The organism is Bacillus sp. BD48 (assembly GCF_046566805.1).
Taxonomy (GTDB): Bacteria; Bacillota; Bacilli; order Bacillales; family Bacillaceae; genus Bacillus; species Bacillus safensis.
The window spans coordinates 306,710-329,726 of record NZ_JANGFM010000002.1 but is presented as its reverse complement, the minus strand read 5'-3'; the positions used below and the strand labels follow the sequence as shown (position 1 = coordinate 329,726).

The 23,017-nt window shown below is 43.9% G+C and carries 26 protein-coding genes; 7 read left to right on the top strand and 19 right to left on the bottom strand.

Going from position 1 to position 23,017, the window contains the following annotated elements:
* Position 1: 1 nt before the first annotated feature.
* A complete protein-coding gene (locus ACLGGR_RS06655; protein ID WP_410972747.1) occupies positions 2 to 1,195 on the top strand; it encodes a pyridoxal phosphate-dependent aminotransferase in 1,194 nt (397 codons plus the stop codon).
* A 15-nt stretch (positions 1,196 to 1,210) separates the two neighbouring features.
* Here the strand turns inward: ACLGGR_RS06655 and ACLGGR_RS06650 are convergent, their stop codons facing one another.
* The 12 genes from ACLGGR_RS06650 to ACLGGR_RS06595 all read right to left on the bottom strand — a co-directional run bounded on the left by ACLGGR_RS06650 (position 1,211) and on the right by ACLGGR_RS06595 (position 12,260).
* Positions 1,211 to 2,002: an SDR family oxidoreductase gene (locus ACLGGR_RS06650; protein WP_410972746.1), complete on the bottom strand. Its 792-nt coding sequence runs from the start codon at positions 2,000 to 2,002 to the stop codon at positions 1,211 to 1,213.
* 104 nt (positions 2,003 to 2,106) lie between these two features.
* On the bottom strand, positions 2,107 to 2,562 hold the full coding sequence (locus tag ACLGGR_RS06645; RefSeq protein WP_410972745.1) for a dTDP-4-dehydrorhamnose 3,5-epimerase family protein: 456 nt from the start codon (positions 2,560 to 2,562) through the stop codon (positions 2,107 to 2,109).
* Positions 2,555 to 3,409 (bottom strand): dTDP-4-dehydrorhamnose reductase, encoded by an 855-nt coding sequence (rfbD, locus tag ACLGGR_RS06640; RefSeq protein WP_142946233.1) that lies wholly within the window; start codon positions 3,407 to 3,409, stop codon positions 2,555 to 2,557. Before rfbD ends, ACLGGR_RS06645 begins: the two co-directional genes overlap by 8 nt.
* Before the next feature lie 3 nt (positions 3,410 to 3,412).
* Positions 3,413 to 4,378, bottom strand: coding sequence for a dTDP-glucose 4,6-dehydratase (gene rfbB, locus ACLGGR_RS06635; RefSeq protein WP_410972744.1), 966 nt, complete (start codon positions 4,376 to 4,378; stop codon positions 3,413 to 3,415).
* Entirely contained in the window at positions 4,375 to 5,115 is a 741-nt protein-coding gene (locus ACLGGR_RS06630) for a sugar phosphate nucleotidyltransferase (RefSeq protein ID WP_410972743.1), read from the bottom strand. Before ACLGGR_RS06630 ends, rfbB begins: the two co-directional genes overlap by 4 nt.
* Before the next feature lie 2 nt (positions 5,116 to 5,117).
* Positions 5,118 to 6,146, bottom strand: coding sequence for a PseG/SpsG family protein (locus ACLGGR_RS06625; protein ID WP_410972742.1), 1,029 nt, complete (start codon positions 6,144 to 6,146; stop codon positions 5,118 to 5,120).
* Complete coding sequence (locus ACLGGR_RS06620; protein WP_410972741.1) at positions 6,143 to 6,883, bottom strand: glycosyltransferase family protein; 741 nt, start codon at positions 6,881 to 6,883, stop codon at positions 6,143 to 6,145. Before ACLGGR_RS06620 ends, ACLGGR_RS06625 begins: the two co-directional genes overlap by 4 nt.
* Positions 6,873 to 7,997: an N-acetylneuraminate synthase family protein gene (locus ACLGGR_RS06615; protein WP_410972740.1), complete on the bottom strand. Its 1,125-nt coding sequence runs from the start codon at positions 7,995 to 7,997 to the stop codon at positions 6,873 to 6,875. The genes ACLGGR_RS06620 and ACLGGR_RS06615 overlap by 11 nt, the downstream gene beginning before the upstream one ends.
* Position 7,998: 1 nt before the next feature.
* On the bottom strand, positions 7,999 to 8,874 hold the full coding sequence (locus ACLGGR_RS06610) for a GNAT family N-acetyltransferase (RefSeq protein WP_410972739.1): 876 nt from the start codon (positions 8,872 to 8,874) through the stop codon (positions 7,999 to 8,001).
* Positions 8,871 to 10,049, bottom strand: coding sequence for a DegT/DnrJ/EryC1/StrS family aminotransferase (locus ACLGGR_RS06605; protein ID WP_410972738.1), 1,179 nt, complete (start codon positions 10,047 to 10,049; stop codon positions 8,871 to 8,873). Before ACLGGR_RS06605 ends, ACLGGR_RS06610 begins: the two co-directional genes overlap by 4 nt.
* Positions 10,050 to 10,070: 21 nt before the next feature.
* Positions 10,071 to 11,483, bottom strand: coding sequence for a capsular polysaccharide export protein, LipB/KpsS family (locus ACLGGR_RS06600; RefSeq protein WP_410972737.1), 1,413 nt, complete (start codon positions 11,481 to 11,483; stop codon positions 10,071 to 10,073).
* A 6-nt stretch (positions 11,484 to 11,489) separates the two neighbouring features.
* Positions 11,490 to 12,260, bottom strand: a complete 771-nt coding sequence (locus ACLGGR_RS06595; RefSeq protein ID WP_410972736.1) for a glycosyltransferase family 2 protein — start codon at positions 12,258 to 12,260, stop codon at positions 11,490 to 11,492.
* Positions 12,261 to 12,444: 184 nt separating this feature from the next.
* Here ACLGGR_RS06595 and ACLGGR_RS06590 point away from each other — a divergent pair, with 184 nt between their 5' ends.
* The 3 genes from ACLGGR_RS06590 (at position 12,445) to ACLGGR_RS06580 (ending at position 14,792) form a co-directional block, all read left to right on the top strand.
* Positions 12,445 to 13,110 carry a YIP1 family protein gene (locus ACLGGR_RS06590; protein WP_410972980.1) on the top strand — a complete coding sequence of 222 codons (666 nt, stop codon included), beginning with the start codon at positions 12,445 to 12,447 and terminating at the stop codon, positions 13,108 to 13,110.
* A 388-nt stretch (positions 13,111 to 13,498) separates the two neighbouring features.
* Positions 13,499 to 14,041 carry a spore coat protein GerQ gene (gene gerQ / locus ACLGGR_RS06585; protein ID WP_410972735.1) on the top strand — a complete coding sequence of 181 codons (543 nt, stop codon included), beginning with the start codon at positions 13,499 to 13,501 and terminating at the stop codon, positions 14,039 to 14,041.
* Between the two features lie 133 nt (positions 14,042 to 14,174).
* Complete coding sequence (locus ACLGGR_RS06580; RefSeq protein WP_142946221.1) at positions 14,175 to 14,792, top strand: cupin domain-containing protein; 618 nt, start codon at positions 14,175 to 14,177, stop codon at positions 14,790 to 14,792.
* 41 nt (positions 14,793 to 14,833) lie between these two features.
* Here the strand turns inward: ACLGGR_RS06580 and ACLGGR_RS06575 are convergent, their stop codons facing one another.
* From ACLGGR_RS06575 to ACLGGR_RS06565, 3 genes are all read right to left on the bottom strand, one after another.
* Positions 14,834 to 15,205 carry a DUF423 domain-containing protein gene (locus tag ACLGGR_RS06575; RefSeq protein WP_251216118.1) on the bottom strand — a complete coding sequence of 124 codons (372 nt, stop codon included), beginning with the start codon at positions 15,203 to 15,205 and terminating at the stop codon, positions 14,834 to 14,836.
* Between the two features lie 70 nt (positions 15,206 to 15,275).
* On the bottom strand, positions 15,276 to 16,583 hold the full coding sequence (locus tag ACLGGR_RS06570) for a purine/pyrimidine permease (protein WP_251216119.1): 1,308 nt from the start codon (positions 16,581 to 16,583) through the stop codon (positions 15,276 to 15,278).
* A 33-nt stretch (positions 16,584 to 16,616) separates the two neighbouring features.
* Positions 16,617 to 16,949 carry a YwdI family protein gene (locus tag ACLGGR_RS06565; protein WP_039182322.1) on the bottom strand — a complete coding sequence of 111 codons (333 nt, stop codon included), beginning with the start codon at positions 16,947 to 16,949 and terminating at the stop codon, positions 16,617 to 16,619.
* Positions 16,950 to 17,119: 170 nt separating this feature from the next.
* On the opposite strand from ACLGGR_RS06565, the gene ACLGGR_RS06560 reads away from it, so the two are divergent.
* Positions 17,120 to 18,478 (top strand): aldehyde dehydrogenase, encoded by a 1,359-nt coding sequence (locus tag ACLGGR_RS06560; RefSeq protein ID WP_410972734.1) that lies wholly within the window; start codon positions 17,120 to 17,122, stop codon positions 18,476 to 18,478.
* Positions 18,479 to 18,511: 33 nt separating this feature from the next.
* Here ACLGGR_RS06560 and ACLGGR_RS06555 read toward each other — a convergent pair whose 3' ends face one another.
* Both ACLGGR_RS06555 and ACLGGR_RS06550 read right to left on the bottom strand, forming a co-directional pair.
* On the bottom strand, positions 18,512 to 19,192 hold the full coding sequence (locus tag ACLGGR_RS06555; protein ID WP_410972733.1) for a uracil-DNA glycosylase: 681 nt from the start codon (positions 19,190 to 19,192) through the stop codon (positions 18,512 to 18,514).
* Positions 19,189 to 20,016 (bottom strand): glycosyltransferase family 2 protein, encoded by an 828-nt coding sequence (locus ACLGGR_RS06550; RefSeq protein ID WP_410972732.1) that lies wholly within the window; start codon positions 20,014 to 20,016, stop codon positions 19,189 to 19,191. The genes ACLGGR_RS06555 and ACLGGR_RS06550 overlap by 4 nt, the downstream gene beginning before the upstream one ends.
* A gap of 128 nt (positions 20,017 to 20,144) precedes the next feature.
* On the opposite strand from ACLGGR_RS06550, the gene ACLGGR_RS06545 reads away from it, so the two are divergent.
* Entirely contained in the window at positions 20,145 to 20,459 is a 315-nt protein-coding gene (locus tag ACLGGR_RS06545; RefSeq protein WP_041115434.1) for a YflT domain-containing protein, read from the top strand.
* Positions 20,460 to 20,584: 125 nt separating this feature from the next.
* The gene (locus tag ACLGGR_RS06540) at positions 20,585 to 21,394 is read left to right on the top strand and encodes a bifunctional hydroxymethylpyrimidine kinase/phosphomethylpyrimidine kinase (RefSeq protein WP_410972731.1); all 810 of its coding nucleotides are present in this window, start codon (positions 20,585 to 20,587) and stop codon (positions 21,392 to 21,394) included.
* A 46-nt stretch (positions 21,395 to 21,440) separates the two neighbouring features.
* Here the strand turns inward: ACLGGR_RS06540 and ACLGGR_RS06535 are convergent, their stop codons facing one another.
* Both ACLGGR_RS06535 and ACLGGR_RS06530 read right to left on the bottom strand, forming a co-directional pair.
* Positions 21,441 to 22,517, bottom strand: a complete 1,077-nt coding sequence (locus ACLGGR_RS06535; RefSeq protein WP_410972730.1) for a chitobiase/beta-hexosaminidase C-terminal domain-containing protein — start codon at positions 22,515 to 22,517, stop codon at positions 21,441 to 21,443.
* A 153-nt stretch (positions 22,518 to 22,670) separates the two neighbouring features.
* A complete protein-coding gene (locus ACLGGR_RS06530; protein WP_142946214.1) occupies positions 22,671 to 22,925 on the bottom strand; it encodes a hypothetical protein in 255 nt (84 codons plus the stop codon).
* Positions 22,926 to 23,017: the final 92 nt, after the last annotated feature.

Below are 23,017 nucleotides of genomic sequence, written 5' to 3'. Positions count from 1 at the left end.
GGTGGAGATCTTACCATCTAACATAATTGAACGGCTGCCAGAACAGAAATTTGGAACCGTATTTGAGAAAATTGCGCAAAAAGCACGAAACGGAGCGAACATCATAAACCTTGGTCAGGGAAATCCCGATCTTCCTACTCCTGTACACATCGTAAGCGCCCTTCAAGAGGCAGCAGGCACTTTGCAATTTCAGCAATATGCACCTTTTAGAGGCTTCGATTTTTTCAAGCAAGCCATTGCAGATTTCTACAAAAAGGAGTTCGGCACTGAGATAGACCCACAGAAAGAGGTTGCCCTTTTCAATGGGGGGAAAACAGGCCTTTATGTCATGAGTCAGTGTCTGCTTGACCCTGGGGACGTTGCCCTCGTCCCCGATCCAGGATACCCAGAATATCATTCTGGGATCTTGATGGCAGACGCAAAGCCCTACTGCATCAAACTTGAATCGAAAAATGGCTATTTGCCGAATCTCTCTTCAATTGATCCGGAGGTGCTAAAAAAGGCAAAGGTTCTTTTCTTAAATTATCCGAATAACCCAACAGGTGCTGTGGCAAATGATGCATTTTTTGAAGAGACTGCTGATTTTGCATCAGCTCACGGACTGCATGTCATTCATGATTTTGCCTATGGTTCATTTCATTATGAACAAAAACCCGTAAGCTTTTTGAACGCTCCTCTTGGGAAAAGCGTAGGAGTGGAATTATATTCTCTATCCAAAACATTTAATATGGCAGGATGGAGAGTCGCTTTTGCTGTAGGTAATGAGGAAATCATCCAAGCCATTAACGCCTTCCAAGATCATGTGTTTGTCGGTATGTATGGCGGATTCCAACAAGCCGCAACTGTCGCCTTGCAAAGTGATGACCGTCACATACAATCATTAAAAGAGGTCTACCTTGAACGAATTCACTTTTTCATCCGTCAGGCAGAAAAGCAGCTAGGATGGTCCATCGAACGTCCAGCTGGCGCCTTTTATTTATGGGCTCCAATCCCTGATGATTTTGAACATTCTCATGCATTTGCTGACTATTTACTCGAACATACTGATGTCGTTGTCACGCCTGGGGGGGTGTTTGGAGCACATGGAAGCCGTCATGTCCGCATCTCAATGGTTGCTCCAATTGAACAGCTCGCCCTGTTTATCGACCGGCTTCGCATCCTTCCGATTCGCTTTAATCAAAAAACCCGCATATAGCGGGTTTTTTTGATGCTATATACTTTTCATCGAACCACCATCAACAGATATTTGTTGCCCTGTAAGATAGGAGGCTTCCTCTGATGCGATAAAAGCGGCCAATGAAGCCATTTCACTCGCTGAGCCCACTCTTTGCATTGGAATTCCTGACGCTACAGCCTGTACAGCTTCTTCCCGCGATAATGCCTGTTTACGCATCATGTTTCCGATAAATTGTTCATACCGATCTGTAGCAATAAATCCTGGGTTTAAACAATTCACTGTGATCCCCGAAGGTGCAAGCTGTGTGGCAGCATTTTTACTAGCATTGATAATCGCTGCATTCATCATACTGTTCGTAAACATTTGGTCACCAGGTTCCTTCCAAAGGTTCCCGACAATTTGAATGATACGGCCATATTCATGTCGTTTCATCATCGCTGCCGCACGCTTCATCGTATCAATGTACGCAATGGCTTTTTGAGAAAATACTGCCATCATCTGCTCGCTGTCACATGAATCAAAGGTATCCGGCTTCCCCCCTGGAATGTTATTAATCAACACATCCAGTCTGCCAAACTCTTTTTCTATTTCCGTAAAAGCCTCAGCCCTCACCCCTTCATCTGACATGTCGCCACAGAAAAGAGCTACCGGCTCCTTTGTTTCTGCCATACATTGAATGTGCTGCTGCGCTTCTTCTAGCGAGGATTGATTTCTAGAATTGATGATGACCTTTACATTGTCTTGAGCGGCAAGCTTTATGGCAATGGCCTTTCCAATCCCTGTACTTGCTCCTGTTACAAATGCAATTCTTTTAGACAAACTCATCCACATCCCTTTTCTTATCAGCTTAGTACATATACATAAAATGACACATATAGAATGTATTTCAACAAAAAAAGACCTTTCTCCTGCGAAAGGCCCCCCGTTCTCTATTTAAATGTCGTTTCCCAATTAAACCCGATCGTTTCGTCATTCCAGGCGATTCTCTTTTCATCTGGGTTTTTCGGGTCATACGATTCTGTTGTGAAATACACAATTTGCAGCGGCGTCTCACCTAGTACACGATAGCCATGCGCGACACCCTTTGGGATGAGAAGCAGCATCGGATTGTCTTCCCCCATATAATAAACATCGGTTTGCCCCTTTGTGGGAGAGTCCTGACGCAAATCATATAACACGACCTGCGCATGACCTGCGGGGAAGAACCAAACGTCGTCTTGTTTTTCGTGATAATGAAAGGCTTTGATCACGCCTGGAAAGCTTTTCGACCATGACGCCTGACCAAAGCGTTTCAGTATCGGTTCATCATCTCGAATGAGCTCTGCAAAAAAACCGCGGTCATCACAATGTTTCATGAGTTTTTTCGTTTGAACACCATCAATCATGCTGTTGCCATCTCCCTTCTTTCTGCAAATATTCGTAAAGTGCATCCTTCCAATGCCTCGGCTGCCAGCCTGTGGCTTCAATCGCTTGAAGATCTAAGACAGAATAGGCTGGGCGAGGCGTTTGGAAGCCGTACTCTTCCGTGGAAATCGGCTCAATTGTGGCGGACAGGCCGCTTTTCATCACAATTTCTGACGCAAAATCAAACCAGGAACAGCTTTCTCGATTACTGACATGATACACGCCTGCCTTCTGATCAAACAAATGAATCAAGGCCTCGGCTACATCCTTTGTATAAGTAGGAGACCCTATTTGATCGTTCACAATGCGCAAATGATCCTTCGTTTCAGCGAGTCGAAGAATGGTATTCACAAAGTTATGCCCCTCATGTCCATAAAGCCACGAGGTACGAATGATTTTCACTTCGTCTGACACAAGCTGAATCAATTCCTCACCAAGCTTTTTACTCTTTCCATAAATGGTTTGAGGGTCTGCTTGTGCATCGATTTTGTAAGGGGTGTCCGCCTGCCCGTCAAACACATAATCTGTACTGACATGTAACACATCAGCGCCTGCGCGTTTTGCTTCCAGTGCTGTATAGTAAGCGCCAATGCCATTCACAAGATATGCCTTTTCCGTTTCTGTTTCACACTGATCAACAGATGTATAGGCTGCTGCACTGACCACAATATCAGGCTGAAAGTGTCTCATCGCATGTCTGACTGCCTGCTGGTCTGCGATATTGAGCATACTCCTCGTTAAGGCAATGACGGTCATGTCTTTTTCCTTGAGCTGTCTGCTCAATTCTTTCCCTAATTGGCCGCCTGCACCGGTGATTAAAACTTTCATCCGTCACCCTTCTTCGCTCTGATCGTATTTGGTTTGATACCAATTGATCGTTTTTTTGATACCTTCTTCAAATGACGTCTCCTGCGTCCAGCCGAGCTCGCCTTTTAGTTTACTGGCATCAATGGCATACCGTCTGTCATGTCCTTTTCGGTCTTGAATAAACGCAATTTGATCATGACTGATTCCGAGCTGCGATAAAATCGTTTTGGTTAAATCAAGATTTGTTTTCTCATTGCCGCCGCCAATATTGTATACCTGCCCGGCTGTGCCGTTTTCGAGTACCTGCTTCACAGCTCTCGCATGATCCTCTACATACAGCCAATCGCGAATTTGCTGGCCGTCTCCATAAATCGGGATTTTCTCTCCGTTGACCGCTTTTCTAATAATGGTCGGTATTAATTTTTCCTCATGCTGATACGGTCCATAATTGTTGCTGCATCGTGTAATCATCGCGGGTAATTGATGAGTGTGGATATAGGATTTCACAAGCAGGTCTGAACTCGCCTTGCTTGCTGAATAAGGATTATTCGGTGAAAGTGGTGTTTGTTCTGTGAAAGCAGGATCATCTGGCTCCAAATCTCCATATACTTCATCTGTTGAAATATGAATGAGCTTTTTCGCCTTTCCTTTTAAGACCGCTTCAAGCATACGATACGTTCCGAGGACATTTGTTTGAATAAAAGGCTCTGCCGATTCAATGCTGCGATCAACATGCGATTCTGCCGCAAAATGAATGATGGCATCATAAACTTCATCAAATGCTTGATCCAGCTCATGCTGAAGGGTAATATCCCCTTGAATAAAACGAAAATGAGACAACTTTAATAATTCATCCATCTCCTCTGGATGACTGGCATACGTTAATTTATCAAAAACGGTGAGCCGGACATCTGTGTACTGAAGCATCAGCTTCACAAAATTCAGTCCGATAAAACCTGCTCCGCCTGTAATTAAATAAGACTTCGTCATTCGGATCCCTCTTTTTTCTTCATCGTTTCAAACATTTTCGCAGATGCTTCGTGGAGAGATTCATGTGTTCCTGCATCAATCCACCACCCTTTTAACATATCATAGGTCAGCTGACTATTTGAGATATAGAGATTGTTCACGTCTGTAATCTCTAATTCGCCTCGATCTGACGGCGAGATTCTCTCAATATATTGAAAGACTTCTTGATCATAAAAATAGATGCCCGTGACGCAGTAGGATGAGCGCGGATGCTCCGGCTTTTCCTCTATTGATAAAATCCGTTGGCGGACAGCATCAATTTCTGCAATGCCAAACCGCTTTGGATCTGCCACTTCTTTCAACAGAACCTTGGCTCCACTTTCTTGCTGCTGAAAAGCTTCAACAAAAGGGCTTAGCGAATCTTCAAATACATTATCACCAAGCATCAGCACAAACTTCTCCTCTTCTACAAAGGGCCTTGCATAGGATAAACCGTCTGATATCCCAGACGCTTCAGGCTGTACCTGATATACGATGTTCATCCCAAGTTCCTGATCGCTTTCAAGCAGCTTTTGAAACAGCGGGATTTGTTCTTCTTGTGATATGACCATCACATCTAAAATCCCTGCTTCCTTCAATTTGAACAATGACCAATAAATCATTGGATATGGACCAACCGGCAATAAATGTTTATTGAAAATCTTCGTTAAAGGCGCCAGTCGTGATCCCTTTCCTCCTGCTAAAATAACTCCCTTCACATCTACACATCCTTATGTTCTTTTTGGTGATGATTCATGAGGTGTATAAGAATGTTTTTCACTCGTTCAGTTCCTTTTCCATCAATGAGTGTCCGTCCATTGAGATGGATGCTCCTGCGGAGAAAGTAGCTGCTGGACAGTCTTTCCACAGCACACCGTATATCTTTTTCATCCACAAGTTCACCTAATCCAAGATGGCGGCAGGCTCCCTTTTGCGCAAAACGAGCGGCTGTCACTGCTTGGTGGTCTACTTGTGAAAGAACAATACTGGGCACTCCGATACAAACTGCCTCGTATAATGTCATCCCGCCAGCAACTATTGCCAAATCAGCTTCCGAGAGACGCGCAGGTAATTGATCTGTATGACGAATGAATTGAATATGCTCAGCCTCTATTTGTTCCTCGATACGGGAGGCTTTTCCTGTAACCGCTAAAATGTGTAAGTGGTCCACTTCGAGGAGTGCTGATACAGCCTTAGATAACAATCCGCGCGGGTCACTGCCCCCAAGGCTGATAACAACCTTTTTGCATTCTTTTCGAACCTCATATGTGTCTTTTAATCGGCTTACCTCTTGATCTAACAATAAATAAGGTGTTCCATAAAAATATTCTGTCCCATCTACTTGCATGTGCTTTTCGTCCAGACCACCATAAATGCCGTTCACGACAGCATCGGCAAGCTGACAGGCTTCTGCTCTCTTTTCTTCGAATAAGACCAGCCTTGCAGAGCCGGAGGACGCTTTGACCAATCGAAGAAATTGGAGGTCACAATCAAGTACATCAATCAGCAAAAGAGCAGGATTCAGCTCTTTTATGTCCTGCTCCATCTGAAGAAATGCCTTCGACTCCTGCACCAAATGAACGTGCCAATCTGGACCTGAGAGCATTTCTACACAGATCTGTTCATTTGTATAGAAATATAAGTCGTTTCCTTCTTGAAGCAGTTGATTTGCCAGCCGTTTCATTCTGACGACATGCCCCATGCCTCTTAAAAAACCACCATACACAACAATCATGATTTTCTTGTTCATTCAGCATCCTTCTGTTTCACAAATTGATTCAACCGAACAATATCAGGGTCTTGTTCGCAAATGGTGATGAGCTCAGCCGTAGGCACAGCAATGGAGCCACCAGCTTTCTCTAGTAAACGGGTCGCAAACACATAATCTTCTTCTGTATCAATCGTGAATCGATAAGCAGGATATGCAAGTTCTTTGGGCGGTGTGAATAATTGTAGATGAAATTGCTCAGGATGCTTTCTGATATAGAGCGTGACATGCTCACGCTCTGGCTGCGTAAGGGGAAAATTGTCGATTTCACTTAAAATACGTGCGTCGATCATTTCCCCGGAAATACCGAGTGGCGTTCCAGCCGTATACGTGTAATCAGCCTTCTCTTGTTTATGTTTTTCAAGCATTTTCGACAAAAGGACTGGATCTATAAATGGGTTATCTCCTGTTAAACGCACAATGGTTTGCGGTTCAAAATGACGGACAATCTGCGCAAATCGCTGCAGTACATCCGCCTCACTGCCACGAAATACTTTATAGCCCTTTGATAAGCAGTAATGAGCCAGCAGATCATCTTCTGCCTCAACTGTTGTGGCGATCATGAGGTTCTGCGTTTTGTGAGTGTAATGAGCTGATTGCTTTACCCGTTCAACAATCAGGTCGATCAGCGCCATACCGCCGATCGGTTTCATCACCTTTTTTGGCAGCCTTGTTGAGCCCATTCTCGCCTGTATGACAAAGAGCACATCATTGATCATTTGACGTCTCCTTCACAAGTACATCTTCCCACGAAACCCCTGTATGGGCTGGGATATCTCTGACAGCCTTTGCGCCAAGTAAAATCGCCATATAACGTGGATGCAGACCTTGGCTTTTTTGGCCCGGACGTAACACGGCTAGATTTTCTGTGGTCAATGTCTCGCCCTTTGCAATGCCTTTTGTCGTAAAAATGCCTCGATACGCAAATTCACGAATTTTGCCTTCAATGGCTGTTGTCGTTTTATAAGAACTGCCAAGGAGCTCCTCTGGCACTGAATGAGTGTCAGCTTCTGTTAGATTGCGCTGCTTTTCTGCCGCTCGAATATGCTGAACCATTTCCTTCAATTCTTCAGGATCAAGAGCAAAGGAATGATCAGCCCCAGGTAACGTTTTATCGACTGTAAAGTGCTTTTCAATGATTGCTGCCCCAAGCTTCACAGCGGCCACAGGAGCTTCAGTTGGATGCTCACTATGATCAGAAAAGCCAATGACTGCCTCGGGAAATGCCGCAGCTAAGGTTTGAAGTACACGCAGGTTCGTGTAAGCTCTAGGTGCTGGATACTTTGCTACGCAATGCATGATAGCAACCTGTTGATTTTGAGCGCTTGTAATCGCCTCATATGCTTCATGGACATCTGAAATGGTTGCCCCGGCTGTTGAGAAAATGATGGGCTTTTGAAAAGATGCCGTGTGACGCATAAGAGGCAAATGATTGATTTCATAGGATGCCAGTTTGAAAGCCGGCGGATCGGTTTGATTCAATAGATCCGCAGATTCTTCGTCACACACTGTGCTTAAAAATATCAGCCCTTTTTCCGCACAGCGTGACAATAACACCGGGAGCCATTCTGGCGGCAGTTCCATTTGTTCCACTAAAGAAAAAATGGACACCTCTTCTCCCTTGGCTGTTTCATACAAACCTGGTTCCTTTTGATACATCCGATCAGCTTGAAACATTTGAAACTTCACCGCATCGGCACCTGCTTCTTTTGCCACATCAATTAAAGCAAGCGCCTGATCTAGCTTTCCATCATGGTTAATGCCTGCCTCTGCAATGATAAAGACAGGCGCACCATCCCCCACTTTGCGATCTCCGATATAGAAATGCGCCATCTTACCTCTCTCCTTTTTTCGGCCACACATGGTAATACAAGAAGGCATTTTTTGTTCTAAAGCCCAGCTTTTCGTACAGCTGAATCGCGGTTGTGTTATGCATCTGAGTTCCGGCAGACATAAACCGATGCCCTCTCTCATAAGAGGCGTTTATCACCGCCATCACCAGCATTTTTCCGATCCCTTTTCCTTGTACATCCGGTCTAATGGACAATAAATCAAGCACTAGTTCATCGCCCTTTGCCACCCCTTGAATCAAACCAATGACTTCATCGTTCACCTTTGCCGCGAGATTGATGTCTGCACGTCCGAGTAAATTGTTTCTCATCCATTCCTGAAAGAAATGCTGGACAACATTCTGATCTAAAAAAGGATCAAGTGCATACCGGCTTTTCATAAAAGCCTGATGAGCAAGTGACACCGCCTCATCGTAATCCTTTTCATCCGGCAGACTGATGACCACATCTTCACCTGTAGATGGCATCTCCATTTGAACAGGCGGCGCCTCAAGACGAGTGAGACCGCCCACATAGTACACATGTGACAGCCTTTGGACGATGCGGTTTTTTTCAAGATCAGACGCTTCAAGACGTAAAAAGAAAAAATCGCATTTTTCTGTTCTCATCCAATTGATGAAACGCTCCATCAATTCTTGAAAAGCAGACGCTGACTCTGCTTCGACAAACTTCACATGAAAAATATGCTGATCAAAAATGCCGCTTTCCCATTTTGACCATTCATATAACAGGACTGCCTTTAGCTGGGCGCCTTTGACAAGAGCAAACTGCTTGAAGCCGTTCATTTGTTCCGCTTGTTGGCCGTATTTCTCCAGCCAAGCGGCCAGCACCTGATCATCTACAGCATGAACGACCTTCATGATGATGCCTTCTGTTCTTTTAAAATAGACAACACCGCTGTGATAACATCCTGCACATCTTCATCTGTCATACTCGGATAGAGCGGCAGTGAGAGCGTCTGTTTGTAGTATGCGAGTGACTCAGGGAAATCCTCTGGTGAATAGTGATACGTTTGTTGATAGTATGGATGCAAGTGAACAGGGATAAAGTGAACACTCGTGCCGATTTTATATTCCATTTGCAGCTGATCAATCAGTTCATCACGCGTGATGAATGCTTCTTTTGGATTCACTTGCAGTACATACAAATGCCATGCATGTCTTCCTTCTTGATGCACAGGCGGCAGGATCAGACCCGCTTCTTTTTGAAAAGCCTGATTGTATGCTTTTGCAATCTGTTCTCTCCGTGCCTGCATGTCATCCAGACGGCTTAGCTGAACAAGCCCTAACGATGCCTGCACGTCAAACATGTTCATTTTATAGCCTGGTTCCTCGACCTCGTAATACCACGTTCCTTTTTCTCCATAACGATTCCACGCTCCCTTGCTCATCCCATGGAGCGCTAGTCTTCTAATTCGAGCCGCAAGCGCATCATCATTTGTTGTCAGCATGCCGCCTTCACCAGTCGCTAGATTTTTTGTTGCATAAAAGCTAAAAGCGGTCGCATCACCAATCGAACCAACGGGCTGACCGTGGTACGTTGTGTAAAGAGCATGGGCAGCATCTTCAAGTACAAATAGATCATACTTTTTGGCAATCGCTAAAATCCGGTCCATATCGCACGATTGACCAGCAAAATGAACAGGGACAATCGCTTTTGTATGTGGTGTAATGGCCGCTTCTAGTTTCTCTGCATCGAGGTTGAGTGTCGCTGGATCAATATCGACAAATACAGGAGCTGCTCCCGTATGGATAATCGTATTGGCTGTTGCGCAAAATGTCAGAGGTGTTGTAATCACCTCATCCCCATTCCCAATCCCTTTAGCTTTTAAGGCTAAAAATAAAGCAGCCGTACATGAATTGACAGCGATCGCATGCTTTGCACCAGTCAGCTGCTGAAATTTTTCTTCAAACTGTCTTACTTTTGGTCCAGTTGACAGCCAGCCGGACTTTAATGTTCCAATGACTTCATCAATTTCTTCCTGCTCAATGAAAGGTAGAGCATAAGGAAGAAATTGTGCTCTCTTTTTTCCCATATCGCTTGCACACCCCTATCTTCATCTCTGAAAATCCACACCTGTTTTTGTTTTGAGCAGAGAAAGCAGAACATCGGTAGATCGCGCATGCGGATAATGTTGTTTAATGAACTGAGCTCCTTGCTGTTTTGCCAGTTTCATCTCTTGTTCATCCGACAAAATACGAATGGCTTTATCAGCTAGTTCAACAGGGTTTTCCATATGATAGCTGCCAAGCGACTCGTAATATGGGTATCTTCTGCCTTCTGTCATCTTCCCGATCAGCACACTCTTTTCAAAAAGCATCGCTTCAAGACCAACTGTTGATGTGAGCGTAATCACGATATCCACATATGGCAGCAGATCATACAGGTCAATTTCTTTTTTAATCAATTTCACATGATTTTCCGCTCGTTCAATAGACACATAGTCATTTAATCGATTTCGAGCAATTTCCCAAGGATGCGGCTTCATGATCAGCTGAATGTCTTTCCGTTTGGCGATCGTTTTAAGAACATCGCCATAGAAGGCTGCAGAAAATGGCTGCGTTGCCACAAGCACGGTCTTTTTAGCCGGACTGAAGTTCAATTTACGAAAGATAAGATCCTGTTGAAGCGGCGTTCGCTCCTTCACCAAATCAAATCTCGGATGACCTGTGATTTCCACCTGTTCCGGCTGACAGCCTTTGTCTACATACCAGTCCTTTTCATACTTTCCAAACACCCCATGGCAAGTCGTGAAAATCGGTAAAAAGGCTTCGTCTCCCATAAGCGCGCCGTGCTGAAGACAGATACTCGTAAGCTGGCGTTTCACTGTTTGCAAAGCGAGTACGCGGCTGTAAGCATCCTCCGTCGTACCAACAATGACAGCTGCAATCGGCTGCATTTGAAATAACACTTCTATCTGGTCAATGACATCGATAAATTGCACAATGTCCTTCCGTAGTTTTTCTCTAAAAAAGACATTGCCAAAGACAGGGTGGTGAGCGTAAGGTTTAAGGAGAGCATTTGCTTTTTCAATATATTCAGTATGGGCTTCTTTATTAACCTCTCCGGCTAATTCCGGCTTACTGATGACAGGTATTCCGAAATAATCCGCCTTCTTCCAGCGAGCGAGCACCACCGTTTGGTTTGGATGGAACCGCGTGTAATTTTGTTCAGTAAAACGCAGGTGTTCAAAGTGGAGCAATACCTTTCCATTCGCCGGACGATAAGCGATACGCTTGATCTGCTGCTTATGCTGATCAAAAAATGGCTGAATCTCTTCCGGTAATGGACAAGTGGTTGTCAGTTCTTGACCGAACGCTTCCTCTTCCATGCGTTCCCTCACTTCTGGACTGATATATTGATAAAAATTACTGATCAACCCAAGAGGAATTTGCTTATAGGACAAATCCTTCATCAGATTCACATACTCAAAATACACTTGCCAATAATGATGAATATAGTGCGACACTTCAGGTCACCTCCCATATCTTTTTTTTAATATACTGCGGAGCTCCCAGCAGGTAGACTGCTCGGGAAGTGCTTGAATAAAGGCACTTTTCTCTTCTTCTGCCAGCTGATAATGAATTGACTGTTCTGTGATGTAATTTGTATCTAATATTTCATCAAAGGGATAGAACGGATAAAAATGATTCAACCGAAAAAAGAAACGGGCATCCCCTATTCGATAAAAATGCGGACTCTCGTCCCAGTAAGACCCAAATTCAGCATGAATTTTTGATAAAATGGATGCACGATGTACGACCGAGCAATGATCTATGGCACAGGGGGCATTCCATTGCACTGTTTGCGCTGGCCGAATTGTTTCCTTCACTGGCTCTTTTTTGCTATTTAAATAGATCACTTTAGAACTAGAATAGACAATATCTTTATCTGGATTGGCATCTAAATAATGAGTGAGCTTTTCTAAACGGTCCGGGGCGTAGACATTGTCATCTGTGGCATAGGAAATATACTCGCCCTTTGCCAGTTCTAATGCTTGATTAATCAGCACGGCGTATCGAGTTTTCGCTGTTCTCTCTTCCAGCGTTTTAACACCGCTTTGGATAAAATGAACACGGGGATCTTTACGAAACGGTTCAATCGCAGCTAGGGTTTTTTCGTTTGATCCATCATCCATGATAAATAGTTCAAAGTCTGACAGCGTCTGCTTCAAGACCGCTTCAATCGATCTGCTGACGTAAGCCGCCTTGTTGTAGCTCGTCATAATGACAGTTACTTTTGTCAAAGTTTTCACCTCGGTCTCTTTCAAACTATGTTTATCATATGTGTCTCCTCTTAAAGAGACTGTAGAGTGACCTATTTTTTATAAAATTGTATTTTTTTATTGATCTATCTTTGAAAAATGCGAATTTTTTGGTAATATAAGTAATCATTTGTGTGTATTAAAGGAGTAAAGAACATTGGAAGCTATGAAGAATGATCACTCCCAAGAAGAGGAAGTAAAAGGATTTTTTCGATTTTTTAAAATTTTCGTCGCGACAAAAACGATTATTCGCTCATATCGACATTCCAATATTCCAATTTGGCTGATGATGCTCCTTGCAAGTATCGCCGGTACGGGCTGGATCTATGAAGGGTATTTTAGCGAGTATATGGGCAATCATATTCCATTCCCTTTTATTCTGTTACAAGGAGCGGGATATGGTATTTTGGCAGGCAATATGATTCTATTTTTCGGTGTCCTCCTGATCAAATGGTTAGGCCGTCTCTTTTTCGGCTGTCAAACGGCGTATCGAGATATACTCAAAGCCTGCACACTGACGATCTTTTTCCCTTCTGCTTTATTTTCACTTACTTGGATTTTCACAGTTGGGATGCTCGGTCCGTATACGTTTGTTAAAGTCTCACCATATTTAGATCAGCATTATGAAGTATGGTATTATCTCAATCTTTTACCTCTTACGGAAGCATATGCAAAGACGTGGATATTTGGAATGGCTGTTTTAGGCATTGTCGCTGTGATGAAGCTCAGATTATGGCAAGCCTTCATCATTGTGATCACACCGCTCGCCGCGTTTTTTCTCATCATGACACTTTTATTTGATATTCAGCACGCTGTAAACTGGATCATGTAAAAAGGACGAGTACCGATAGAATACGAGGGGTTGTCTACACTCTAGGAACTGTAGAGCAGTTCCTCAGATTGCTGACAAAGGGCTAAAATGGTCTTTATTTTAGCCCTTTATCTTCTTTTCAGCGTGATAGCAAACCTTTGAAGTCTAGGAAGTTTGAGCACTGGAGCGGAGCGAATTTGACATTCGTGAGCACCAGCGCGCAGGACGGACAACGGATGCGAAGCTTTGTCTACACACTGAGGAATTGCATAGCAGTTCCTTTTTTTCGGTCAATGTACATATTCTCCCCTCCTGTCTCATAGTGTGAAAGAGAGAAAGAATGCTATGGAAACAACAGGTGCTTTAGCGCCTTCTGTTTAGAACACCATGAGGAAAGAGGAGGAACGTTATGAAATTGAAAAATCAATTTGGGCAAGGTTCGGGTTTCGAAGGTCAAGATTTTCGCCAGCAACAATTTGGAGCAAATCCGTACCCTGCGCAGCAGATGGGTTATTCAGTCCCTCCCCAAACGCAGGGTCAAATGCAAGGACAAATGCAGCAGGGGTTTCCGCCAATGCCGTCTACCGGTACTTCACAAGGAGGCCAAGGAACGTCGGGCGGCGGTCAGCCTTATCAAATTCCTTCTGGACCGATTTATCAGCAGAATGTCACTGGGCAGCTGCCTATTGAGCAGTCCTATATTGAAAATATTTTACGATTGAACCGCGGCAAGGTAGCCACGATTTATATGACGTTTGAGGCGAGCAAGGAATGGAATTCGAAGATTTTTAGAGGCGTCATTGAAGCTGCAGGACGTGACCACATTATCATTAGTGATAATAAGACAGGAACACGATACTTACTATTAACGATCTATCTTGATTACATTACGTTTGATGGGGAAATTCAATACGACTATCCATACTCCATGTCTACGTATTCTCCGAGATAGATAACGTCAAGCATGGCAAAAGCAAGGCTCAGGTGCCCTTGCTTTTTTCTTTTGTCTAGGTTTTTGTCACACCTCTGGGGCGCTGCTCATAAGATGCCTAGTAGTTTTTATCAAAAGCCTAGAGGTGACATCAATGACTGTTGAGCTGGATTATACATCACCAAATGTCAAATTTTCATACGATCTAAATCAAAGCCCCCTTGTGAAATACGATCAGCATAACCTGATTAATGTGTTAGGAAAAAAACAATTAAACTCGTTGGATCGAGTGTCCCTGCTGGATATATATTTGAGTAAAAGCAAAGTCGTAGAGCCTCATTATCATCAAAATGCCGCAGAGCTTGTTTATTGTATAGCCGGTTCTGCTGCCGTATCGATACTGAATCCATTTACAAAAAAACTGCACACCTACACCATCACACCTGGACAGGTGGCAAACGTGCCTCAAGGCTGGTGGCATTATGAAGTCGCTCTCCAAGACAGAACTCATTTGTTAGCCATTTTTAACGCATCTACACCTGAAGTGATCCTAGGCTCAGACCTTCTTACCCTCACCCCTTCTCACATCATGGCCCATACTTATTGCATGAACGAAACACAGTGGAAGCAGGCGATAAAGCCCGTAAAACCAAGCGTGTTTATCGGACCATTTTGCCACCGGGAGGAAGAGTCTCAAACGCATCCTGTCCCCCCATCTCACTATGTCCCTTATTATCAAGCACCACCCAACTATACCCCTTACTGGAGTTAAGAAAAAAACCGATGCCCCTATGAGAGCATCGGTTTTTTAGCTTATAAATTTTTTGCTGCTGCAATGACCAGCATGATCCAAGAGGCAATAAACGCCAATCCGCCAATGGGGGTAATGGCACCTAGAACCTTTACCTGAGTCAATGCCAAAACATAAAGGCTTCCTGAGAAGAAAAGGATGCCTGCAAGCATCACCCAGCCAGCGGCAGGAACCAAGGAGACACCTGATAGCTTATCTGCAAGAAAAGCGACAATAAATAGTCCTATCGCATGGAACATCTGATATTGAACCCCTTTGTTCCAAATCTCTATATACTTTTCAGGGATTTTCCCTTCCAGACCGTGCGCACCGAAGGCTCCAAGTCCAACAGCAAGCATGGCGTTAATCGCACCTAAAATGAAAAATAGTTTCATTCGTCATTCTCCTTATCTCGTCAATTATGTTTATCATAGCGCGGGTGAAGGGCGACATTCAACTTTCCCATTACGTTGACACGAGATTGTCGGATTTCTTTTTCTTTCGTAACAAGACTTGGTCGACCACGATCGCAATGAGCGTGCCTAGAACAAGACCGTTGCTTAATAATGAAATGAGCACGGGATGCATGCCTTTCAAGGCCCCCTGAGGCACAAACATCGCCCCTACGCCTGCTAAAACGGCAATCCCAAGGACAAAGCGAATCCGCGGGACTTCTTCTTTCTCATACTGATCAAACTCCGCCATCGCGATCCCAATCATAGAAGAGAAGACCACAAAGTTTACAGCAAGCCCCACAGGTGATGGCAATGCAGAGAAAAAGCTCATGAGCAGCGGGAATAAACTAATGAGTACAATGAGCAGACTTCCTATGAAAAATGGCTTTCTCGATGGAATTTTCGTTGTCTGGATAAATCCTGCTGCCCCGGAAATAGGTACAGGCGCAATCGCACCGATGAGCCCGCTTAGTAAATGACCAAATGCTGCGACAAAACCAGCAGGGCGTGCTCTCTTCCGCTCACGCAGTTCACCAAATGCCTTCACTGAGCTTTCCACAATTCGAATACTTGCCAGCATGTTCACAATGAGTAAAATCGTTATAAAAAAGGACGTGACAAGCAATCCACTGTCAAAGACCGGCATGCCGAATGGAAACAGCTTCGGAAACTCGATGATTTGTTCTGGAATTCGAACCGGCTTCGCCAATCCGAGTAGAGCGAATAACAGCCATCCGCCTGCAAGTGCGAATAACACAGAAAACTGCCTCAAGTAATGCCATTTTGAGCGGCTGATCATGAAAGTGAGGATAATAATCAAGATCGATAAGCAAAAGACAAGCCCGTCCACCTGATTTCCCCGATAGCCGATGCCCATCAGCCCTTTCATGATTGGCTGACTTAACTGCACAACAAGCAGCAGCAGATAAATGCCTGTAACGACTGGCGTAAATAAAGACGCGAGCCAATTGATGATTTTAAATAAACTAAAAATAAAAAAGAAAACAGCACTAAAAATTAAAGCCCCTTGTAATGCTTGCAGGGTTTCAGGATACGTCGCAAAGATTGTTCCTGTCATGCCGGCATAAAGGGTATACACACCCCACCAAAGCCCTGCTGGACTTTCATTGATCGGCAGCATATGGCCGCATAAACACTGCACCATCGCCACAAGACCAAGTGAAAAGAAAGTACTTTGAATCAGCTCCGCCGATTGCACTTGGTTCAATTCAAATGCTTGTGCAATCGCAATTGGTACGGCAATAGAAGCTGCGATAAAAAATGCCATCCACTGAATGGCGCCCAAAAATAGTTTCAAACCGATCACCTTCCCTTTGTCGTGACAAGACCATTAAAAATCAAAAATAGAGTCGCCGTTCCCGTCCTTCTCTTTTTGCCCCTCATCATTTTGCTGAAATTTCTTCGCACCACTTGTGCCCATGAGTTTCTCCAGCATGGCTTGATCTGTAGACACAGATGGTGCTGATGGTGTATGTATCGATGGAGGTGGTGAGATGACCGGCGACTGCGGCATTTGCACCTGTGATGGTGCGTCGAGAATGACATCACATAGTGAAGAAATGGCCGCCACTTGACGTTTCACCTCTTCATCATTTCCACTTTGTTTTGCTTTTTGAACCGCTTCCTCCATTTTTTGAAGCAGGCTTGATATATGAATATTCAAGGGTAGACCCTCCAATCTAAAAAAATCTCTTTTCAACATTATTTTACCAAATGAACAAACCAAATGGGTTCATTTTTTCAAAGCAGTGCGCTCACGACTCTCTTATTTGACCCGTCATCTTCATTCACACATAATAAAAGAAACAACATCGTCTATGAAAGGATTGAATAATGGAAAAGCTCACGGCTCTATTTCAGAAACAAAAAGTCTTTCAGAAGCCAGCGGTTCAAGAACGCATCCGCATTCTTCAAGACTTAAAAGCAGCAATCAAACAGCACGAAAAGGATATTTTACAGGCATTAGCCCATGATTTACATAAATCCGAACAGGAAGCCTATACAACAGAGGTCGGGATGGTGTATGGAGAAATCAATCATACCATCAAGCACCTTCACAAATGGGCGAAGCCAACACGCGTGAAAACACCCCTGACTCATATCGGATCAAAAAGCATGATCATCAAGGAACCTTATGGAAGTGTGCTCATCATTGCTCCTTGGAACTATCCTTTCCAATTGGCCCTTTCTCCATTAGTCGGTGCGATATCTGCGGGAAATGCTGTGATTTTAAAACCGTCTGAGCTGACGCCGGCAGTCTCACAAGTGATCAGCACTATCATGAAACATGTATTTCAAGAAGACCATGCGGCTGTCGTAGAGGGCGGTGTTGATGTCAGTACAGAGCTGCTGAAACTGCCCTTTGATTATATCTTCTTTACTGGAAGTGTGGCAGTTGGCAAAGTCGTCATGGAAGCCGCCGCAAAGCATTTGACCCCTGTCACACTTGAGCTTGGCGGAAAAAGTCCCAGCATCGTCATGCCTGATACCGACATCAAGCTGGCAGCGAAGCGGATCACCTTTGGAAAATTCACCAATGCAGGGCAAACCTGCATTGCACCTGACTATTTGCTCGTTCATGAATCCATCAAAGAGGAACTTTTGCGAGAAATGACTGCCTGTATCCGTGATTTTTATGGTGAACATCCCGAAACGCATCCGCACTTTGGAAAAAATGTCAGTCAGCGTCATTTTGACAGGCTTACACAATTTCTCTCAAATGGAACGATCGTCACAGGTGGACAGCGCAATGAACAGGAGCTCAAAATCGCTCCGACCATTTTAGACAACATCACATGGGAAGATCCCGTCATGCAGGAGGAAATTTTCGGACCGATTCTGCCTGTCATGACCTTTGATTCTCTGCATGAGGCAGTTCATATGATCAAAGCAAGACCGAAGCCGCTTGCACTTTACTTATTTACGACAAGTAAAGAAACAGAATCCTATATTCTAGACAACCTCTCATTTGGCGGAGGATGTATCAATGACACGCTTATGCATGTCGCTACCCCTTACCTGCCATTCGGAGGCGTCGGCGAAAGCGGCATGGGACGATATCACGGGAAGGAAAGCTTCTTTACTTTTACGCATGAAAAAAGCGTCCTGCGCCAAACCAATCGCTTCGATTTTTCCTTCCGTTATCCAAATGCGAAAAACGGACTCGACTTGGTTCGCAAATTTTTAAAATAAACAGGACGAAGGGGCTCTCCCCTCGTCCTATTTTCATTCAATATCCTTGATACACCAATTGATTTCTTCAATCCCCATTTGCTTTAAATACGCGTTTACCTTTGAAAACGGCCGGCTGCCAAAAAAGCCGTTTCTTGCAGAAAAAGGACTTGGATGAGGTGACTCAATGATGTAATGCTTGTTTTGATCAATGCGTTCTTTCTTGTTTTGAGCATGTCTTCCCCATAACACAAAAACGACCGGCTGCTCACGCTTATTCAGCACATCAATCACGCGGTCAGTCACTCGTTCCCAGCCCTTGCCTTTATGAGAATTCGCCTCGCCCCTTCTCACGGTCAGCACAGTATTTAAGAGCAGCACACCCTGCTCTGCCCAGCTGACAAGTGAGCCGTGATTTGGAACAGGACAGCCAAGATCATCCTGTAGCTCCTGAAAAATATTTCTTAAAGATGGCGGGTGTTTGACGCCCGGCTGAACAGAAAAGCTTAATCCATGTGCCTGTCCTGGGCCATGATAAGGGTCTTGTCCTAAAATCACCACTTTGACCTTTTCATATGACGTTAAATGAAGAGCACGATACACGTCATCTGGTTTTGGAAAAACGGTCTGCGTGCGATATTCTTCCTTCATCCATTCACGTAATTCCTGATAATATGGCTGTTCAAATTCACTTTTCATCACAGCCCACCAGCTATCATTTAAAAATGGCTTCATTGTGGTTTTCCTCCTTCTACTTGCTGCGCTAGTCTGGAGATCATCGGTTTTCCATCCCACACAATCTCACTCTCTGATTCTCGCTTTTTCATCGCTGGTTCTTCTAATAATATAGCAAAGTTCGCTGTCGGCAGGTCGCCCAGTTCATGCTTTGCACTTAAATCATCTAAGTAGTTCTTCCTTGTTTCGCCCAGATCACTAGACTGATTTCCACCGCCGTCAAAAAACGCATAGATCACGCTAGCCGCTGGCACTCGTTTGACTCGGGCATGCTGTGACACACGTAAAAAGAAGTCCCAGTCCCAATAATGATGCATCGCTGGATCAAAATAGCCAATCTCATCGTGTATACAGCGTTTGTACATACTGCCGGAAGGAACATATGTAGAAAAGACACGCATATCCTCAATATCCGCTGTATAAGCAAACAAACGTCTCGACAGTGGGAAACGGGTCGCGCCTTTTTCTTCAAATGATACAATTTCTGCATCAGAAAAGACAAAATCGGCATTCTCCAGCGCCTTGCTCATGCGTTCGATATGACAAGGTGTGAAGTAATCATCGTCGTCACTCAGCATGATGACGTCACCTGTCAGCTCTAGCACTCCCACATTTCTGGCATTCACATGCTGGACATTCTCATCTAAATGAATCAAGCGGATCGGAAGCTCAGAGTAAAGTTCCTGAATGATGTCGACTCGCTCTCCTGCATCATTGACAACGACAATTTCAAAAGGCTGTACGGTTTGTCTTGTAATGGATTCAAGCAGCTCACACAATGCGCTGAGCCGGTTATGTGTCACAATTAATAAGGAAATCTTCATATGCAGCTTACTCCTTTAATAGATTCGTCTTTTTCCATTAAAACATAAATTGGCTTTCTTCTCATGATATAAAAGGCGGTTTGATTTGATGGGAAAATGGGAATTTTTGATGAAAAGGAGTGATGATGATGGAATATATCACGGTTGAAAATAGTAAAGAAGCGAAACAGACCATCGACCACATTCATTCATCGGGTTCGTCTAAGGACGCTGTTTTTGTTTTTGCGTACGACCCAGAACGCTCTGATACCGTAACGGAGTATACAGACGCCAAAAGCATGACTGCGGTCGATCAAGGGATTTTGGATCAAGTCGCCAATGTCATCCGCACCCGGGATGATGAACTGATGGCCAAAATGATGTCAGCTGGCGCCGATCAAGAGTTAGCCTTAACACTTTTAGACGAACTGAAAAAAGGGAAATTGGTGATTTGTAAAAGGTAAGAAAAAGAGGCGTTCCGAAGAGAGGAACGCTTTTTTATGCCGTTTCATTGTGATAAATGGAAAAGCTGATTATAATAAGGGATAGAACAATAACTGTTACACATCACATTGGAGGTTCAGCAACTATGTCTATGAATAAAGCACTCACCATCGCAGGTTCGGATTCAAGCGGCGGTGCAGGTATCCAAGCAGATTTAAAAACGTTTCAAGAAAAAAACGTCTACGGGATGACAGCTTTAACCGTTGTCGTTGCAATGGACCCACATAATCATTGGGATCATCAGGTGTTTCCAATTGATACGGCGACAATTCGCGCGCAGCTCTCTACCATTGTAGAAGGCATTGGTGTAGATGCACTGAAAACGGGTATGCTTCCTACCGTCGACGTGATCGAGCTTGCAGCTGACACCATTAAAACATACGACTTAAAAAATGTCGTCATTGATCCTGTTATGGTTTGTAAGGGTGCGAACGAAGTCCTTTACCCAGAGCACGCGGAAGCACTGCGTGAAAAGCTCACGCCACTGGCAACTGTCATCACACCTAACCTTTTCGAAGCAGGTCAATTAAGCGGGATCGGCGAGATTAAAACGATCGAACAAATGGAAGAAGCAGCAAAACGCATTCACGAACTTGGTGCAAAGTATGTGGTCATCACTGGAGGCGGTAAGCTAAGCGAAGACAAAGCCATCGATTTGCTTTATGATGGACAAACCTTCGAACGCCTTGAAACAGATAAAATTGACACAGAATACACACACGGCGCAGGCTGCACATTCTCAGCAGCAGTCACAGCTGAACTAGCGAATGGATCAGACGTGAAAGAAGCCATTTATGCAGCAAAAGAATTCATCACAGCTGCCATCAAAGGCTCTTTCCAGCTAAACAAATACATCGGACCAACAAAGCATTCTGCTCATCGTTTTGACAAATAAAACAGAAAAAAACCGATTCGCCGTTTGGGTGAATCGGTTTTTTTGTTTATCGTAAGCTGAGTCTCTGTGCAAATAACCAATCCGTTAAGCCTGGGGTCTCATAAGCAGGCGTCCATGATGCATGATCATACCCATACTTGCTTGCATACTCGGTATAAAGTGGCTGGCCGCCAGCTTTTTGAATCGCTTGAATTGTATTTCTCGCATAGCTGATAGGGATAATGGAATCATCCTCTGCATGAAATGCCCATATTGGCTTGCTCGCTAAAATTCCCGCCTTGCTCGGATCTGCACCCCCAGCAATAGGAATCATCGCTGCAAACAAACGAGGATATGTGATGTTCAACTGATAAGAGCCAAAGCCACCTTGAGATAAACCAGTCGCATAAATCCTTTTCCTATCAATTTTATATGAAGTTAAAACATGCTGAAGCACTTCATAAGCTTTATGTAAATCTGGTGAAAACTGAAACACGTTTGTCAGGTCGATTTCATTTTGCGAATTTCTTGTTAAAGCAAAGCCCCCATCCACAGCATTTCGCGCTTGAGGTGCTAGTACGTATGCAGGATGTTTCTTTTGAACTTCAGGAGAAGCCCATAAAACTGCACCATCGTTCGCAAGTAACTGCTTTTGATTATCGGTCCCTCTCTCCCCGCCTCCATGTAAGAAGAGGACTAAAGGATAGGCTTTACCCCTCTTATGATTTTTCGGAATGTACAACCGATAAGGCATTCCTTGATATTCAAAAGATAAAAAAGATGATGCGATATCCTCTCGTGTGACAAAACGATAATTGTACGTAGATGTAGCAAGTCGATACCTATTTTTGTAAGCGCTTACTTTTAAAGTCGTATTGGCATCAATATGAATAGGTTTTTTATATCGCTGACTTTGAGTTGTCGGCTGGCTGCCATCTGTCGTGTAATAAAGAGAAGCTTTTGGCACCGGAGAATGGAGAACCACCTCTTGTGAGCGATAATACTGACCAGATGGTACGGAGGCAGTAGGTACAAAAAATGACGTGTGTTGAGTTCGGGCAGATGAAACGGAAGGATTGAGAAAACTCATAGAAAATAAGACAATGATAAAGGTGATCAGGCATTTCTTGGTTGCATGGTTCATATCGTTCCTCCTGTACATGCTCAGATGAATTTTTATTTATTTTGTATCATGACCAAAGAAATGTCAACGCTTTCATTTTAATTTCTGAATAATTTATTAAAACAAAAAAGCGTACCCACACCCAGGTACACTCTTTTATTCATACATTCATGCCTATTTTTGCTGATCGGACTCTTTCGCCATTTTTCGGATAAAGACTTCAATGGATTCAACAAATAAAGCATATTCTTTCATTTGTTTATACGTATCTGACAGCTTCTCTTTCACTTCTTCCTGCTCTAAAGAAGGTTCACCGAGAATAGATTGAACTTGAATGAGCAATTCTTTATATTCTTCACGTTTATCTTCAACATGATCTGCCATTGTCTCCAAGCGTTTTCTAGTCGTCGGCTGCTGTTTTGAATTCAAGTAAACAACCCCTTTTTTGTCCTACCGCATTTGGATAAACGTCAGCCTCAGCTGTATATATTTTAAAATGATACCATATTTCCACCTGTTAT